Source organism: Bradyrhizobium sp. STM 3562, from assembly GCF_045571435.1.
Lineage (GTDB): Bacteria > Pseudomonadota > Alphaproteobacteria > Rhizobiales > Xanthobacteraceae > Bradyrhizobium.
Map to the genome: position 1 here is coordinate 2178235 of NZ_CP120694.1, position 17202 is coordinate 2195436.

Consider the following 17202-nt stretch of genomic DNA (forward strand, 5'->3'; position numbering starts at 1 on the left):
GCACGTCATTCCGGGGCGGCCTGGATGGCCGAACCCGGAATCTCGAGGTCCCCCGATGCGCATTGTGGATCAGAGGTTCGCGCTTCGCACGGGCCAGAACGACGGCCCGACTTGTACTCACAGCCACCGCTTGCGCCTTTTGAAGCTCTTCAGGTTCTTGAAACTCTTGCGCTGGTCGCCGGCGCCGCCGAGATAGAACTCCTTGACGTCTTCATTATTCCGCAGCGCGTCGGCGGTGCCATCGAGCACGACCTTGCCCTGCTCCATGATGTAACCGTGGCTTGCGACCGACAGTGCGGCGCGCGCATTCTGCTCGACGAGCAAAATAGTGACGCCAAGATCCCGGTTGATCTGCTTGATGATGGCAAACACCTCCTTCACCAGCAGCGGCGACAGGCCCATCGAGGGCTCGTCCATCAAGATCATCTTCGGCCGCGCCATCAGCGCACGGCCGATCGCGAGCATTTGCTGCTCGCCGCCGGAGAGATAGCCGGCCAGTCCCGTTCTCTCCTTCAGGCGCGGAAAATATTTGAAGACCATCTCGAGATCGGCATCGACCTCGCGGTCATTGCGTGTAAAGGCGCCGAGTTTCAGGTTTTCCAGCGACGTCATGTCGGCGACGATGCGGCGACCCTCCATCACCTGAAAGATGCCGCGGCGGACGATCTTGTCGGGATCGATGCCGTCGATGCGCTCGCCGTCGAAGACGATCTCGCCGCGCGTCACTTCGCCGTCCTCGGTCTTGAGCAGGCCAGAGATCGCTTTCAGCGTGGTCGATTTGCCGGCGCCATTCGCCCCAAGCAGCGCCACGATCGCGCCCCTCGGCACCTCGAGGCTGAGGCCGCGCAGCACCAGGATGACGTCGTCATAGACAACCTCGATGTTGCGCACGGCGAGGAGGGGGGAAAGGGTGGTGGATGTCGCGGTCGGGCGAGCGATATCGAGGGTTTCGATCATGGCGAGTGCCTCCTGCTGTGGTTGCCCGCGACTGCGGACAACCCAGTATTCCAGAGACGCCAGTGCTTCGCTGAGGAGCCGCGGCGTACTTCATCCCCCGCTTTCGCGGGGGATGACCATTGGGTGCTTGGGATTCTCGGGCGCAAACCCGAGCTCACCACCCGAACCATTCCGGCTTGCGCGGCAGCTCCACGGTTTTCACCTTCTCGAGCTTGATCGTGCCCTTGGCCATGAGGTTGTTGAGATCGCCATCGGTCGAACCCGACACTTTGGCGCGATACAGATCCACCTTCATCGTGCCGCGGTGGTCCTTCTCGGTCCAGGTCGAGGGATTGCAGACGCCTTCCATCCCGGCGGGGACCCAATCCTTCTTCTGGTAAAAACCTTTGGCGACGTTCTCGCCGGTGGGCCCGCCATTCTTGGCGGCCCAATCCAGCGCTTCCTTCATGTACATCGCCGAGCAGACGGCGGCGATGTAATGCACAGGCCGATAGACCTTGCCTGATGGATCGGACATTTTTGAAATTTCCATCACCGTCTTCATGCCGGGCGCATCGCCGCCCCAGGCCACCGCCGTGCGCAATGGAAAGACGATGCCGTCGGCGGCATCGCCCGCCGTCTTGGCGCCGTTCTCATCCATACCCCAGACATTGCCTAGGAATTGCACGTCGACGCCGGCGGCCTTGCAGGCCTTCATGACGGAGATGTTGGAGGCTGCGGTGTTGCCGAGATAGGCGTAGTTGGCGCCGGAGCTCTTCAGGCTGAGGCATTGCGCGCTGTAATCGCCGGGCGCCAGCGCGAACACCAGCGGCGGCAGCACGTCAAAGCCGAGCTCGGTTGCAAGCGCCTCGCCGGCGGCTTTCGGTGCGTTGGGATAGGGATGGTTCGCACCCATATGCACGAATTTCGGTTTGCCCGGCTTTCCCTTGGCCTTCCAATCCTCGGCCGCCCACATCAGCATCGCGCGAAGCGCGTCGGAGTAGGTCGGGCCGTAGAAGAAATTGTAAGGCGCAGGCTTGGCCTTCCCACTGCTGCCCTCGGGGTCGGTCAGCGCGGCGGCGTAGGAACCGGACATATCGGGGATCTTGTCCTGCGCGAGAAAGCCGGTCAGCGCCTCGGTATCCGCCGTACCCCAGCCCATGATCGCCGCGACCTTGTTGTCCGGTGCCGACCATTTCTTGTACAGCGCAATCGCGCGCGGCACCTGATAGCCGTAATCATTGCTGTCGACACTGACCTGCTTGCCGCCGATGCCCCCGTTCTTGTTGATCCAGGCAAACGTGTCGGCGACGGCTTGGCCGTACGGCGTGCCGACATCGGACGTGCCGCCCGACAGATCCTCCAGATGCCCGATCGAAATCTGCTGCGCGCCGGCCGAAGCCGTGCCGAGCAAAAGCGCCAGCGAAACCGTGCTCAAAAGAGATTTGATCGTCATGGGTGTTTTCCTCCTGTTTTTTGTTGAGCCTGTTGAAATATTTGGGTTCGGCCTCAGTGCGAAAACGGGTAGAGCTTCCAATATATCTTGATCTGCCGCCAGCGATGCGCGAGCCCGTCCGGCTCGAACATCAGGAAGGCGATAATGATCAGCCCGATCGCGATCTCGCGCAGGAAGGTGATGTTGTTGTTGAGCGCGAGCGCATGGTCGATCGCGCTGCCTTTCAAATGCAGGCTGAGCCATTCCATGGATTCCGGCAGCAGCACCACGAAGGCGGTGCCCATCAGCGTGCCCATGATCGAGCCGGTGCCGCCGATGATGATCATGGCGAGAAACAGGATGGAACGCTCGATGCCGAAGCCTTCCTGGGAGATGACGAGCTGGTAGTGCGCATAGAGCGCACCCGCTATGCCGGCGAAGAAGGCGGCGAGCCCGAACGAGAGCGTACGGTATTTGGTTAAGTTGATGCCCATGATCTCCGCGGAGAGATAATGGTCGCGGATCGCCACCAGCGCGCGGCCATCGCGCGTGCGCATCAAATTGGTGACGAGCACGTAGCTTAAGAGCAGATAGGCGAGCACGACATAGAAATATTGCCGGTCGCCCTGCATTGTGTAACCGAAGATCGAGAAGGGATTGGCGCTGGCCGGCACCGAGCCGCCGGAGAACCATTCCGCACGCGAGAAGAAATCGAGCAGGATGTATTGGGCGGCGAGCGTCGCGATCACGAGATAGAGACCCTTCAGCCGCGCGGCGGGAATGCCGAAGATGAGGCCGACCAGCGCGGTCACGAGACCCGCGAGCGGAATCGCGAAGAACACCGGGATCGGCGAATTGTTGGAGATGTAGGCCGAGGTGAAGGCTCCAAGGAGAAAGAACGCTGCGTGTCCGATCGAGATCTGCCCCGTGAAGCCGACCAGGATATTGAGCCCCAACGCGGCAATGCCAAAGATCCCGATCTGGATGCAGATGGAGAGCCAATAGGCGCTGAAGAGCTGCGGCCCGAAACAGAGCAGCACGACACCGGCGATCGCAAAATTGCGGCTCGCTTTGGTCGGGAAGATCGTAGTATCGGCCGCGTAGGAGGTGCGGAAATCGCCGGCAGGGATGAGGGTGGAGCTCGCCATGATCAGATGCGCTCAATGTCCTTGGTGCCAAACAGTCCGTACGGCTTGATCATGAGAATGATGATCAAGACGTAGAACGGCGCGATCTCATAGAGATTGCCCCAGTGCAGATACTGGCTATCGACATATTGGGCGATGTTTTCCAACAGGCCGATGATGATGCCGCCGAGCACGGCGCCGCCGATGGAGTCGAGGCCGCCGAGGATTGCCGCCGGAAACACTTTGATGCCGTAGGCGGACAGGCCGGACGAGACGCCGTTGACGACTGCAACCACCACGCCTGCGACCGCCGACACCGTCGCCGAGATCGCCCAGGCCATGGCAAAGACGCTTTTCACGGAAATGCCGAGCGACTGCGCCACCTGCTGATTGAACGCCGTCGCGCGCATCGCCAGCCCGTATTTCGAGGCACGGAAGAACCAGGCCATGCCGACCATCATCAGCAGCGAAACAACGAGGCTCATCAGGTAGACGGTCTGGATTTGCAAGCCCCATAAATCGATCGACTGGCTTTGGAACACACGCGGGAAGGGCTGAGGGTTGACGCCAAAGATCCATTTCAGCGCGGCCTGAAACACGGTCGAAAGACCGATCGTGACCATGATTACCGAAATGATCGGCTCGCCGATCATCGGCCGCAAGATCACGACCTGAACGGCGATGCCGAAGACGAACATGAAGACGAGCGTCAGCGGCATGCCGAACCAGAACGGCACCTGGAATCTGGTTAGCAGGGCCCAGCACACCCAGGCGCCGATCAGGAGCAGTTCGCCTTGCGCGAAGTTGACGACTTGGGTGGCCTTGTAGATCAGCACGAACGACATCGCGACCACGCCGTAGAGCGTGCCGACGACGAGGCCGTTGACGAGGAGCTGGATGAGGAAGGCGGTGTTCATGCGGGTCGTGTGATGCTAACCTCTCCCCGGATGCGGGGAGAGGTCGGATTGCGAAGCAATCCGGGTGAGGGGAGCTTCCGAGCAGCAGGAACGCGATTCTCTCTCCACCGCCATGCCGGGGCTTGCCTCGGGCATCCATGTTTCGGCACGTGAGCGGATCGAAGGCGCGGATGGCGGCGACAAGCCCAGCCATGGCGCCTTTTGCTGGAGTTGGTGCTGAAGACTCACTCCGCGGCCTCCGCGATATGCGGCTGCGCCGCCAGATCGACCACGCGAAGCGTGGTGCGGATAGGTTGAGTGGTGCCGTCCTGAAAGCGGATGATCGTGTCGACGGGGATGTGGCTATCTCCGCGGTAGATGGCGTCGATGATGTCGGCGTATTTCTCGTTGATCACGCCGCGGCGCACCTTTCGGGTGCGGGTCAGTTCGCCGTCGTCCGCGTCCAGCTCTTTATAGAGCAGCAGGAATTTTGCGATGCGTTGCGCCGGCGGCAGGGTTGCGTTGACCGCTTCCACCTCCTTCTCCAAGAGCGCATAGACCTCTGGGCGGGAGGAAAGGTCAGTGTAGGTCGTGAAGGAAATTCGGTTCTTCTCCGCCCATTTCGAGATGATGGAATAGCGGATGCAGATCATGGCCGCGAGATAGTCGCGCCCGGCGCCCAACACCACGGCTTCGGCGATGTAGGTCGAGAATTTCAACTTGTTCTCGATATATTGCGGCGAAAAGCGCTCGCCGCGCGAGGTTTCGGCGAGATCCTTGATGCGGTCGATGACGACGAGCTGCTTGTTGTCGTTGAAATAGCCGGCATCGCCGGAATGCAGCCAGCCGTCCCGCATGTCGGCAACAGAGGCTTGCGGATTCTTGTAGTAGCCTAAGAACATGTTTGGGTGTCGCACCACGATCTCGCCGACACCATGCATGTCCGGCTGCTCGATGCGGATTTCAATGTCGTCGGCCATGGCGATGCCGGTGGTATCAGGATCGACCTGGCCACTTCGGTGCAGCGTGTAGGCGCCTAGCAGCTCGGTCTGGCCGTAGAGCGTGCGCAAGGGGACGCCCATGGCCTGAAAGAACTTGAATGTGTCGGGCCCTAGCGCGGCGCCGCCGGTTGCCGCCGAGCGCAGCCGCGTGAAGCCGAGGCGGTCGCGCAGCGCACGAAACAGCAGCATGTCGGCGAAGGCGGAGCGCTTGCCTTGCTCGGTTGCCGCAAGTCCGGCTTTCATGCCGAGGTCATAGAGGCGCTGCTTGAGCGGCGAGGCGTCCATGACGCGGGCGCGTACGTCGGCGGCGATGGATTCCCAGACGCGCGGCGCGAACAGCACGAAGGTCGGCGCGATCTCGCGGAAATCGTTCATCATGGTGTCGGGCTCTTCGACGAAGTTGACCTTCATCCGGCACAACAGGCCTTTGCCGAGCACATAGACCTGCTCCATGATCCAGGGCAGCGGCAGCACCGAAACATATTCGTCCTCTGGTCCCTTGGGATCGAAGGCGAGATAAGTCGCGCAATGCCGCAGCACGCGTCCCGCCGCGAGCATGGCGAGCTTGGGATGCGAAGTGGTCCCCGACGTGGTGCAGAGGATCGCGACATCTTCGCCCTTGGTTGCGTCGACCAGGCGGTCGTAAAGGCCCGGCTCGCGCGCCGCGCGCTCGCGGCCCATGGCGGCAAGCCTGTCGGCCTGCATCAGACGCCGGTCGTCATATTTGCGCATGCCGCGCGGGTCGGAATAGACGATGTGCTTCAATTTCGGCACGCGGTCGGCGAGACCGAGCAGCTTGTCGACCTGCTCCTCATCCTCGGCGAAGACAAGCTTTGCTTCGCCATAGTTGAGGAGGTAGGCCGCCTCTTCGTCCAGCACGTCGCGATAAAGCCCAAGGCTGAAGGCGCCAAGCGCATGGGTAGCGATTTCGGCAGCAACCCAATCGGGACGGTTGTCGCCGATGATGCCGATGACATCGCCGCGCTTGATGCCGACCTCCAGCAGGCCGAGCGCAAAATCATGGACCCGCGCCTGATAGTCATTCCAGGTCAACAGGCGCCACAGGCCAAAATCTTTTTCGCGCAGCGCGATCTCGTTGCCATGCTCGCGCGCGTTGAGGCGCAACAGTTTAGGATAGGTGTCGCCCTGCGTGACGCGTCCTGCATAGTCCATCATGCCACATTCTCCGCAGGCATCGGCGCAGGTTGTTCGTCGGGATCGACCAGCACTTCGTCCTCTTCGCCGAGATAGGCGCGCTTGACGTGGGGGTCGGCGAGTACGGCCGCCGGATCGCCTTCGGCGATCTTGCGGCCGAAATCCAGCACCATGACGCGATGGGAGATGTCCATCACGACGCCCATGTCGTGCTCGATCATCACCACCGTCATGCCGAACTCCTCGTTGAGATCGACGATGTAGCGCGCCATGTCCTCCTTTTCCTCGAAGTTCATGCCGGCCATCGGCTCATCGAGCAGGATCAGCTTGGGCTCCAGGGCCATGGCGCGAGCGAGCTCGACGCGCTTGCGCAGACCGTAGGAGAGGGTGCCGGCCGTCGCCCTGCGCACCGGTTGCAGGTCGAGGAAGTCGACGATCTCCTCGACCTTGCGGCGGTGCTCCAGCTCCTCGCCCCGCGCGCCGGTGAACCAGTACAGCGAGCCCGTCAGAAAATTGTTCTTCAGCAGGTGATGGCGCCCGACCATGATGTTGTCGAGCACGCTCATGTGGTGGAACAGCGCCAGATTCTGGAAAGTGCGGCCGATGCCGAGCGAGGCACGGGCGTTGGGATTGAGCGAGGTGATCTCGCGCCCGCGATAGACGAGGCTGCCTTCGCTCGGCCGGTAGCGACCGGAGATGCAGTTGACCATCGAGGTCTTGCCGGCGCCGTTGGGGCCGATGATGGAGAACAGCTCGCCGTCCTTGACGCCGAAGTTGACGTCGGTCAACGCGCGGACGCCGCCGAATCGCAAGGATACGCCACGCGCTTGCAGAATATAGTCCACCAAAAACTCCTCCCGGACTTGGCGCCTAGGCAGCGCTCTTTATCCTTGGTTTCGATCCCTCAGGGGGTGATCCTATATCGGCCACCCAACCCAAGCCATGCGACTATTGAGGCTTTGGCGCTTTCTGCCCCAGGCAGTTTACGCGCAAATCTCGGGCGCCGCAGGGGCGCGTACCGCGATCGCTCTCAATAGGGTAAAGCGGTATTTTGAAATGTCTTATGTCCGACAATTGGCAGGCAAATTTCGCAACGACTCGGGTGGAATGCGACCAATGCCAGGGGCCAAAGCACCGGTGTTGCTGCGATGCAACATGGCCGGCGCAAGGTCGGAAATCCGGTCGAGTGAGGCATGATCGTTGAGGAACATTTGCGGCGGGTCGCGGTCTGGTCCCGCGAGCTCAACGTGCGGGAGATCGAGGTCGCCCGCACTGGCATTGTCGAGAAGTCCTATCGCGCAGGTGAATCGATCTTCGTCCGCGGCGACCAATTCGATTACTGGACCGGCGTCGTGTTTGGCCTGGTCAAGATGGGCATGGTGTCGCGCGGCGGCAAGGCGATATCGCTGGCTGGTCTGACGGCAGGAGCCTGGTTCGGCGAAGGGAGCGTGCTCAAGAAGGAGGCGCGGCGCTATGACGTCGTGGCGCTGCGCGAGACCCGCCTGGCGCTGATGGACCGCAGCACCTTTTTCTGGCTCTACGAGAACAGCGCCGCGTTCAACCGGTTTCTGGTCACCCAGCTCAACGAACGGCTTGGGCAGTTCATCGGTCTCGTGGAATACGGCCGGACACTGGACGCCACCGCACGGCTTGCCCGCGCGATCGCCTCGCTGTTCAACCCGATCCTCTACCCGGATCTGAACCGGCACCTGGAGATCACCCAGGAGGAAATCGGTGCGCTGTCAGGCATCTCCCGGCAAAACGCCAATCAGTGCTTGAAGCGGCTGGAGCGGGAAGGGCTGCTGCGGCTCGAATATGGCGGGGTCACCATTGTCGATCTGGAACGGCTGCGCAGCTATGGTGATTAGAGCGAGTTGGTCGAATCGTCATCGCGTTGCGCCATGTCATCCGAGCCTGATCCGTACGCAAATCCCTGGCGTTCGGCGCGATCGGGCTCTTGCTCGAAACTGGAGCAAATTCCACAGCTTAGCCGCAGATTTGAATCGACTTGGCGTTAGACACCGCGCCAGGCTGGTGCTAAGGGCGGCACGGCCGTGGCTCAACTGGAGAAAAGGATGCAGGCCCGCGAATTGAACACGCGCTTCGAGCTGAAAGGCAAGACGGTTTTCGTGGCGGGCCACCGCGGGATGGCCGGTTCGGCGTTGCTGCGGCGCCTTTCGGCGGAGGATGTCGAACTCCTGACCATCGATCGCGGCGAGCTTGACCTGCGCGACCAAGCCGCCGTGTTCGATTGGTTCGCGAGAAAAACGCCGCAGGTGGTGTTTCTGGCCGCTGCAAAGGTCGGCGGCATCGTCGCCAACAACACGCTGCGCGCCGAATTCCTCTATGACAATCTCGCCATCGCGGCGAATGTCATCCATGCGGCCTATGTGAACAGGGCCGAGAAGCTGATGTTTCTAGGCTCGTCCTGCATCTATCCCAAACTCGCGCCGCAGCCGCTGCGCGAGGACTACATGCTCACCGGCCCGCTCGAAGTGACCAACGAGCCCTATGCCATCGCCAAGATTGCAGGGATCAAGATGGCGGAAGCCTATCGCAGCCAGTATGGCTGCGACTTCATTAGCGTGATGCCGACCAATCTCTACGGTCCCGGCGACAATTATCACCCCGAATACAGCCACGTCGTTGCCGCGCTGATACGCCGCTTCCATGAAGCCAAGCTGTCCGGCGCCACGAATGTCGTGGTCTGGGGCACCGGCACGCCGCGGCGCGAATTCCTCTATGTCGACGACATGGCGGACGCTTGCGTGCACCTGATGAAAGTCTATTCCGAGAACGGAATGGTCAATATCGGAACCGGCGAGGACATCTCGATCGCGGAGTTCGCCCGGGTGGTTGCCGGCGTCGTCGGCTACACCGGCGCGATCAGCTATGACACCTCGCGCCCCGACGGCACGCCGCGCAAGCTGCTCGACGTCAGCCGCCTGGCCGCGCTCGGCTGGCGCGCCAGCACCCCGTTGGAACAGGGGATTGCGCTCGCCTATCGCGCGTATTTGAGCGAGAGCAAGCAGGCGGCGGGGTAGTCCATCGAGGACACGGTCGTTCCGGGGCGATGCCGCGGGGTCCGCGCGAAGCTCCGCCCCGTAACAGGCTCCGTATCGAACTATGACGCGCCACTGCGCACCTGAGAATCTCGAGAGTCCGGGTTCGGCTGTTCGAGCCGCCCCGGAATGTCATGACTTACTTGCATCTGCCCGCGGCGGCTTCTTCGCGAGTGCCGCTGCCATCGCCGAGATCAGGGGCTTCATGAAATAGGCCTCGTTGGCCGGCATGATAGCGGCCGAGAGCCCGTGGGCGCGTAATTCGTCCGATACCGCCGGTCCAACCGAGGCGATCGGCGTGCGCTTAAATCCTTCGCGCAAGCGATCCTCCCAGCCATGCGCCCGGGCAGCTTCGATGAGGCGGCGCACCTGCCCGAGATTGGTCAGCGCAATCGCATCGATCCGGCCCTCAGCCATCTCGTCGATTGCCTTGACGATGTTCGCATCCGCGGCCTTGGGGTCATAGACGTAAGGCAGCACGATATCGACCTGCGCGCCCCCCGCTTTGATCGCGTCGATAAGGGCCGCATGATCCTTGTCCGGATAAAGCTGCAGCGCCACGCGATGCCCCTTGAGGTCAACACGCGACAGCATCTCGGCGACTCCTTCGGAGGTCGGCTTTTCCGTGGTCTGTTGCGGCTCCAGCCCGATCTCGCGCAGCGCCTTACCCGGCTTGGGGCCGCGCGCGAATTTGCGTGCCTTGGCAAGCGCGGTCACAAAGTCCTGATCGATGCCGAGCCGCCGCGCCAGCTTCATCAGCCGACGCAGGCCCTCGCCGGTCAACAGCACCAGATCGTCGAAGGGGCGTTCGATGAAGCGCCGTATCCAGGCTTCGATCGGCGCCGGATCGGGTGCATCATGGATGGCGAACATCGGGCATTGCAGGACGTCGGCGCCTTGCTCGGTGAGCAGGCGGGAAAACTGCGCCTCCTCGCGCGTCTCCAGAATCAGGATCCGGTAACCATTTAGTCTGTCGGCCATCGCTGCGTCTCAATGAAAATCGGCCATCTTTTGTTCATCCTGACTCGCAAGGTGCAGTTGGCGCAAGGGCGCCGGCTCTGATACAGCAGGGCCGCCAATCTGCTCACTGCCTAAGATTCTACCATGCCTGATCACCAATATGTGCTGACGCTGTCCTGTCCGGATCGCCCCGGCATCGTTTCCGCGGTCTCGACCTTCCTTGCCAACAGCGGACAGAACATTCTGGATGCCCAGCAATTCGACGACGTCGAGACCAACAAGTTCTTCATGCGCGTGGTATTCACCGCGGCCGACCTCGCGGTGGAACTGTCCGCGCTCCAGACGGGTTTTGCCGCCATCGCCGAGCGCTTTGCCATGGATTGGCAGATGCGCGACCGCGCCGAGCGCCGCAGGGTGATGCTGCTGGTGTCGAAATCCGATCATTGCCTGGTCGATATTCTCTACCGCTGGCGGATCGGCGAGCTCGAGATGATCCCGACCGCGATCGTCTCCAATCACCCGCGCGAGACCTATGCCGGGCTCGATTTCGGCACCATTGCCTTCCACCATCTGCCGGTCACGAAGGAGACCAAGCGCGAGCAGGAAAGCGCGATCTGGGACCTCGTGATGCAGACCAAGACGGATCTCGTGGTACTGGCGCGTTACATGCAGATTCTCTCCGACGAGATGTCGGCGAAAGTTTCGGGACGCTGCATCAACATCCACCATTCCTTCCTGCCCGGATTTAAAGGCGCAAAGCCCTATCACCAGGCGCATGCGCGCGGGGTCAAGCTGATCGGCGCCACCGCGCATTACGTGACCAGCGATCTCGACGAAGGCCCCATCATCGACCAGGACGTCGAGCGCATCAGCCATCGCGACACCCCTGCGGATCTCGTCCGCAAGGGTCGCGACATCGAGCGGCGGGTATTGTCGCGCGCGATCCGCTACCACCTGGAGAACCGCGTCATCCTCAACGGCCGCAAGACCGTGGTGTTCACGGATTGAGCAGGCAGGCTTAGTGCACCGGGTCTGACGCGGTGGACGAGGTCGAACCGGTCGTGGCCGGCGCCGACTTGCCCGAGGATGGCGTTGTCGCGGCGTTGTTCTTGTCGCGCTGGTCGGCGGGCAACAGACGCTGCTGCTCCCGCTGCTTCATCCACTCATCGTATTTCGCCGTTCCGGGCCGCGGCGGGGCGTCGGCCGGCAGGCCGCCCGCCCATTGCGGGATGTAGTCGCCCATCGTGGCCGCGGCCTTTTCGTTCAGGCTGGCGCAACCGGCAAGGCCGCCCGCCAGCAGCGCTGCGGCGGCAAGAAGCACGAGCTGGCGGAAGCGAAAGATCATCTTGGCAAGTGTCGAGCCCGTGTGAACCGATTCTGCAGGCCTAAGCCAGCCGGCTCGACCCGGAGCCTAGCTGTTGACGGGTAATTTGGCTTATCCTGTTGCGCAGCCATTAAGGTATTTTGGTGTCGCCGAAAAGGCGGATGCCGAGCGAACGGCCCATCAAAATGGCAGGCCGACGTGGATGTTGGCCCAGGCGGCGGTCGCTCAACTTACAGATCCAGCCTTGCCAACTGGATCGCCATATCGCTGAGAATCCTGACTTTGCCTTCTGGTGTTACCTTTCACCCGATGCAGGGCCGTGCAATCGCCTTAGGCGGACGTTCTAGCCATCGATCAGGGCGGCATGGTCCGCCAGGACGGGTTTTGATGGCGCCTGCCGAGGGCCTATCCGCGGATTCAAGTAAAATCAGCGAGCAAGCAACTAACTCCTCGAGCCGCCGCTTACCTTGGCATCGCCATGGAGGACTTCAGTCGAAGCTCCCGAGTTGTCGCCTGAGCAGGACCGCATCAATCGAGCATCCGAAAATATCCCCGCGATGGCCGGCGAAATCAAGGAAGAGCTAAAACCAGCCACGCGAGGGCTCGAACCACAGCCTCGGCGCGCGATAAGCGACTGTAGCGGCGCTTCAATCGTCATTCGTCGCAGGTTTTCCGAAGGTCTATACGCGGCTGTCGATGAGGGCTACACCTGTTGATGGGGCGCGTCGTCCCATCTCACGCCCGTTCGTCCGATTAGCATCGGCTCAGAACGGCGTATTCGCATAGTCGGCCATTTGGATCGTTTTTCTTGATCCACGTCTCGCCGTTCTCTCTAGAGGCAAACACCTTGACGCTGTCTGGATCGGCCGCGCTGCCGCGGGCGTTCTCCGGCGCATAAATCCAAACTGATCTGTTGGTCTTCTGTGCGCCTGTGCTCGCCGCCTTGTGCTCGACTTTGTACTCCCAAGCCACCCCTTCGGGGTCGTTTTGTTCAAGCCACTTGTCCGCAAGCTTCGCCGACGCAAAGACCTTTGCCCACTCGGAGTCGCAGAGCTGCCGCTGTTTTGCTCCAGGCGAATTGAAATAGATCCACACTGTCTTTCCGGCGTTGCGTGCTTCGGCGTCCTTGCGAACGGCCTCATTGACCTTTCGCCGGTCAACTTGGTCCTTCTCGGGCAGCGACATCACCGAATGATACACGTGGGCAGGGATAGTCAGGCGGCTGCCCGGTGGCTTCTCTCGCCAGTCCCAGTACTGATCGAATGCATCCTTAGTCACGGCAAATCTCTCTCGAACTAACGCATAGCCGCATCAGCGCCCGACGCGAAAAGGGGCGGCTATCGTGAACGCATCCGGTTTGATTCCTTTTTCGATGCGTGCCCATGTCGTAGGCGCGGCGATTGGAAAGCCTGGCCGCGCTCGCGGGGAGTACGGGCCGATTGCAGTCGTGCCGCGCCCGTTTCGCAAGTAGTCGAGAAAGATGCGCCCACCCCGCTTTTCCTGTGCCGAGAGGATGTATCGGTCCGCGTTGCGAGCGGCGAACGCCGAAACGAGTTGCCGTGCTGTCCGGTGGGCCTGATCATGCACTATCGGGATGTCCAGCGGAGCCATCAGGTGAATACCCTTCCCGCCGGTCAGCTTAGGCCATGTCTCCAATCCTTGCTCGTGCATGAAGTCCCGCAGGTTCAGCGCCGTTTCAACCACCGCGTCCCACTCCACCCCTTGGCCTGGGTCGAGATCGATTACGATTCGGTCGGCATGTTCGATGTGGTCCACCGTCGCATTCCATGGATGCAGTTCGACAGCCCCAATCTCGACCAGCCCGAGAAACCCTTCGAGGCTATCCACCCACAGTCGCGTGCCTTGCCCGCCTTCGCGCTTTTCGATGTGCAGTTGATGCACGGTCTCGGGTATGTCCTTCGGCAGCTTGCCTTTGTGGTAGAACGTCGTCCCATGAACATGCCGGACCAGCTTGAGCGGGCGGCGGCCGAGATGGGGCAGCGCCTTGTTCCAAACCCGCCTCCAGTATTCGGCAAGCTGCTCCTTTGACGGCACCACCGCCTCGGGCAAGAGCTGCAGAATGTTCTCTTTCGGCACTCCAACGTGTGCGCGCCGCACGTTTAACGGTGCGATGCGGGGAGCTTTGACGGTCGCGACCTTTAGATCGTCGCGGATGCCCTTGAATACCGCCTCTCGCAACAGCCCGTCGTCCGTCAAGGCGCCATATTCGACTTCCGCATCCAGCTCCGGGCGAACCCAAGTCGCCTTGGGCTTCTTGACGTGAGCGTTCAAGGGAGATGTTCTCCTGATCAGCGGATCGAGTCGCTCGCGGAGCTCCCGTGCGCTCGCCTCAGTGTAGCCGGTGCGAACCTTGCCGGCATAAATGAGCTTGCCGCCTTCACGGCGCCCGACGTAAAGGGAAGCTACCTTGCGCGGATGCGCACCAAGCTTTTCGACGAAGGCCACGATGGGAAACGTCTCACTATTCTTGCACTTGAGCTTGATCCAGCTCTCGACACGTCCTGATCGATAGGGCGCATCGGGCTGCTTCCCGACCAGGCCCTCCAAGCCCATGGTGCAAGCGTTCGCAAATATCTCATTTCCATCAGCCCCGATATCCTCGACATAGACGAAGGTCTCCGGCGCCCCCTCCAGAAGCCGCCTCAGCAATTCCTTCCGGCTCACATAGGGCGCATCCCGCAGCTCGTAGCCGTCGAGGTAAAGCAGATCGAAAGCGAGATACCGGACTCGCTCGCTCTTGCGGGCTCCAAGCTCGCGCCGAAGCTGCTGGAAATCGGGCAGGCCGTCCTTGCCATAGACTACCGCCTCGCCGTCTATTACGGCCGTTTTGGCAGGCAGTTTGCGAGCTGCCGCCGCAATTGAGGAGAACTGTTCCGTCCAATCAAGACCGGTACGAGAAAAGACGGTTATTTTACCTTCACCTAAATGAAGCTGACCACGGTACCCGTCGGCTTTGATCTCCCAGCGCCACTTTCCGGCTGTTGGCGGTTGCTCGCGCAATGTTGGATCGCAAAACTTGATGAAGTTCGGAAAGGGTGCTTTCCGCGCACCTGGTACTCGTGAGGGCGAGAGCGCCACAGAGGAACGCAACCGAACAGCACACATAGGAAGTCAACGGGCAACGGAGAAATCGTTTCCCTGCTGGCTTGAATTTGGGTCGGCGTTCGCGCATTCCGAAAATCAGCAATGAGGCGATAGCGAAGAATGTTACGCTTGCGCAAAACGACCGAGGAACGCGCGGTCTATTGAGACACCAACGGAAGCCGGATCCCACTCGCCCCGAAGATGAAGCAGCGCAAACGGTGATCCGTGCAGATCGAGGTGCTCACGCCGGCCACGGACCAAGCGCACAAACCAGTCGCGCCGTGCACGCCCAATCGATCGACCAACGCCGGATCAAACGGAAAAGACGGTGACCGCTGCGCCTGCCGCTTCCGCCCACAGCGTGCCAATAACCGACGTGTCAATGCAAGCATCGCTCAATCGCGGCAGAGGCGTCGTGCATTGCGTCACTCCCGTAAACGAGGGCAGAAACAGAAATGATGCTCCGGTAGCGCTTTATCGTGAGAAGCCCATGTAGAGCCGGACGAGATCGGTCGAGGGTCTGAGTTGTGATGGAGCGTTTGCGCTGGGAGCAATGCCGGCGCGCCGCCCCACGGTGAGCAGCATCACATTCATCCAGATGATCGGCTTGAGATTGTCACGACTGATAAGGTGTCCAGCGATCACCAGCACTGCTGCAAAGGCTGCCGATGCTAAGCCGCGTATCCAGCCGTACTCGATAGGCTTGCCCGCGGGCTGAGGCTCGGCGCCGTTTACGAAGAGGGCATAGGCAACAAGTGCCGCTTGAACCGACGCTGTCAACAGCAGTCGCCAAAAGGGTACCTGCTTAGCGAAAGCGGCATGGCCGTCGACACGGCATCGCCGATGCGCGACTCGGCGAGAGCCCCCGTGTCAATGTGCATCGCTGCACGGCAGCTCGCAAATGCTCAACTCGGGCGGTTACCGCGTTTTTCCTGACGCTCGGAGGCGAGCATCAGAGTATTGGCGCTCGGAAGCTATGCGCCGCCGTCAGGGAGATGTTGAGGTCGGGCTCGCACGGGTTTGGCTCTCAAGGTGGAACAACGGTAGGCTATCGTTGCTCTCAGATGGGCAACGTGGTCGTGCGCGGCCCTCCTCAATGACTGGAACGTTTGCCACGCCTGCGTAGCTTCCAACCACGCTTTGCCTTGCCTGAACTTGCCATAAGCCCAAGCGAATGCCGGAATCCGCATCAGCTTGTCTCTTGTGAGACTGAACAGACGCTCCACGAGCACGAGCTTCAGAAGCTCGCATGCGATCAATGTCAGGGCGCTTCCCAGCATCTGGCCGGTTGCGGCGAGGTAGGCTGCTAGGGCCTTCGCCGGTTCCAGAATGATCACGGGCACAGAAAACAGCGCCAGCGAAGGATAGGGAGGCAAGGACCTGATCCAGGCGCGCAATCTTCTTAGGACCAGGTGGTTTGCGATCCACTCGGAGATCGGCCTGGCGAGGCTCATGAAGATCGCATCCACCACGAAGTAGGCGGCGGCCAACACGTACGTGCTGGATTTTAGGATCCGCTTCACGAACGTCCCTCCTCAGGGGCAAATCCCGAACATCCAAAATTGTTTCACGGGCCGCGGTCGTCTCGGGCGGATTTGACCGAGGCAAGACCTTACCTCGGCCTGGCGAGTGGAGGAGTTCGCCGCGGTGCTTAGTCTTCGTCCGGTTCTCGCACGACCGGCGGTTCGTCGGCGTGATCCTCCTGTTCGTCCTCCTCCTCGTCCTCTTCCTCGTCCTCTTCATCTTCATCGGGATCTCGGGGCGGCGTCGCGTCCTGCCTGATCGCGAAGAGGCTCCTATCGGTCGTGCTGGAGAGTTCCTCGGGTATGTGTGGGCTCATTTTGCTGCTCCTTCGATGTAAGCCGAGCTGGGCCATCGCCGTCGCGAGGACCTCTGCTCGAAACGTTCACGAGCCTTTGGACGATCCAGCTACCTATCTGTTCAATCGCGCGGAACGCTTGTTCCTGATCGTCCAGGACAACCCCCGTTGGCCCATCCTCAATGACTTCCGCTATCAGCGATCGTGATGCAACGACTGGCGTGTGGATTCCGTTCGATGTCCCCCCACGTTGGCGTCGTATCATCTGCGGTATTGTTTGCCGCCGTTGAAATTCCACAGCATCTCCGCGAACAAGCCGCCGAGCCGTACGTCGCGCTTCCACTAGCGGCAGGACGTGAAACGGTGCACATTAGACGGGGGC

At 61.2% G+C, this 17202-nt stretch carries 16 protein-coding genes; 3 read left to right on the forward strand and 13 right to left on the reverse strand.

What is annotated here, in order from left to right; genetic code table 11:
- Window positions 1–117: 117 nt before the first annotated feature.
- From P6U23_RS10060 to P6U23_RS10085, 6 genes are all read right to left on the reverse strand, one after another.
- A complete protein-coding gene (locus P6U23_RS10060) occupies window positions 118–957 on the reverse strand; it encodes an ABC transporter ATP-binding protein (RefSeq protein WP_407179478.1) in 840 nt (279 codons plus the stop codon).
- A 154-nt stretch (window positions 958–1111) separates the two neighbouring features.
- On the reverse strand, window positions 1112–2392 hold the full coding sequence (locus tag P6U23_RS10065; protein WP_407179480.1) for an ABC transporter substrate-binding protein: 1281 nt from the start codon (window positions 2390–2392) through the stop codon (window positions 1112–1114).
- A 53-nt stretch (window positions 2393–2445) separates the two neighbouring features.
- Window positions 2446–3519, reverse strand: a complete 1074-nt coding sequence (locus P6U23_RS10070) for a branched-chain amino acid ABC transporter permease (RefSeq protein WP_407179482.1) — start codon at window positions 3517–3519, stop codon at window positions 2446–2448.
- A gap of 2 nt (window positions 3520–3521) precedes the next feature.
- Complete coding sequence (locus P6U23_RS10075) at window positions 3522–4415, reverse strand: branched-chain amino acid ABC transporter permease (RefSeq protein WP_407179484.1); 894 nt, start codon at window positions 4413–4415, stop codon at window positions 3522–3524.
- 224 nt (window positions 4416–4639) lie between these two features.
- Window positions 4640–6571, reverse strand: coding sequence for a long-chain fatty acid--CoA ligase (locus P6U23_RS10080; protein WP_407179485.1), 1932 nt, complete (start codon window positions 6569–6571; stop codon window positions 4640–4642).
- Window positions 6568–7383, reverse strand: coding sequence for an ABC transporter ATP-binding protein (locus tag P6U23_RS10085; RefSeq protein WP_407181400.1), 816 nt, complete (start codon window positions 7381–7383; stop codon window positions 6568–6570). The genes P6U23_RS10080 and P6U23_RS10085 overlap by 4 nt, the downstream gene beginning before the upstream one ends.
- 360 nt (window positions 7384–7743) lie before the next feature.
- Here P6U23_RS10085 and P6U23_RS10090 point away from each other — a divergent pair, with 360 nt between their 5' ends.
- Together P6U23_RS10090 and P6U23_RS10095 are read left to right on the forward strand one after the other, a co-directional pair.
- Window positions 7744–8418, forward strand: a complete 675-nt coding sequence (locus tag P6U23_RS10090; protein WP_407179487.1) for a Crp/Fnr family transcriptional regulator — start codon at window positions 7744–7746, stop codon at window positions 8416–8418.
- 207 nt (window positions 8419–8625) lie between these two features.
- Complete coding sequence (locus P6U23_RS10095) at window positions 8626–9594, forward strand: GDP-L-fucose synthase family protein (protein WP_407179488.1); 969 nt, start codon at window positions 8626–8628, stop codon at window positions 9592–9594.
- A 150-nt stretch (window positions 9595–9744) separates the two neighbouring features.
- Here P6U23_RS10095 and P6U23_RS10100 read toward each other — a convergent pair whose 3' ends face one another.
- The gene (locus P6U23_RS10100; RefSeq protein WP_407179489.1) at window positions 9745–10593 is read right to left on the reverse strand and encodes a uroporphyrinogen-III synthase; all 849 of its coding nucleotides are present in this window, start codon (window positions 10591–10593) and stop codon (window positions 9745–9747) included.
- Between the two features lie 123 nt (window positions 10594–10716).
- Between P6U23_RS10100 and purU the strand changes: the two genes are divergently transcribed.
- Window positions 10717–11580: a formyltetrahydrofolate deformylase gene (gene purU / locus P6U23_RS10105; protein WP_407179491.1), complete on the forward strand. Its 864-nt coding sequence runs from the start codon at window positions 10717–10719 to the stop codon at window positions 11578–11580.
- Window positions 11581–11590: 10 nt separating this feature from the next.
- On the opposite strand, the gene P6U23_RS10110 is transcribed toward purU, so the two are convergent.
- The 6 genes from P6U23_RS10110 to P6U23_RS10135 form a co-directional block, all read right to left on the reverse strand.
- The gene (locus P6U23_RS10110; protein WP_407179492.1) at window positions 11591–11917 is read right to left on the reverse strand and encodes a hypothetical protein; all 327 of its coding nucleotides are present in this window, start codon (window positions 11915–11917) and stop codon (window positions 11591–11593) included.
- Between the two features lie 732 nt (window positions 11918–12649).
- The gene (locus P6U23_RS10115; RefSeq protein WP_407179493.1) at window positions 12650–13174 is read right to left on the reverse strand and encodes a hypothetical protein; all 525 of its coding nucleotides are present in this window, start codon (window positions 13172–13174) and stop codon (window positions 12650–12652) included.
- 33 nt (window positions 13175–13207) lie between these two features.
- The gene (gene ligD, locus P6U23_RS10120; RefSeq protein ID WP_407179495.1) at window positions 13208–15022 is read right to left on the reverse strand and encodes a DNA ligase D; all 1815 of its coding nucleotides are present in this window, start codon (window positions 15020–15022) and stop codon (window positions 13208–13210) included.
- Window positions 15023–15475: 453 nt separating this feature from the next.
- Complete coding sequence (locus P6U23_RS10125) at window positions 15476–15781, reverse strand: hypothetical protein (protein WP_407179496.1); 306 nt, start codon at window positions 15779–15781, stop codon at window positions 15476–15478.
- 194 nt (window positions 15782–15975) lie between these two features.
- Window positions 15976–16524: a hypothetical protein gene (locus P6U23_RS10130; RefSeq protein ID WP_407179497.1), complete on the reverse strand. Its 549-nt coding sequence runs from the start codon at window positions 16522–16524 to the stop codon at window positions 15976–15978.
- Window positions 16525–16652: 128 nt separating this feature from the next.
- Window positions 16653–16841 carry a hypothetical protein gene (locus P6U23_RS10135; protein ID WP_407179498.1) on the reverse strand — a complete coding sequence of 63 codons (189 nt, stop codon included), beginning with the start codon at window positions 16839–16841 and terminating at the stop codon, window positions 16653–16655.
- Window positions 16842–17202: the final 361 nt, after the last annotated feature.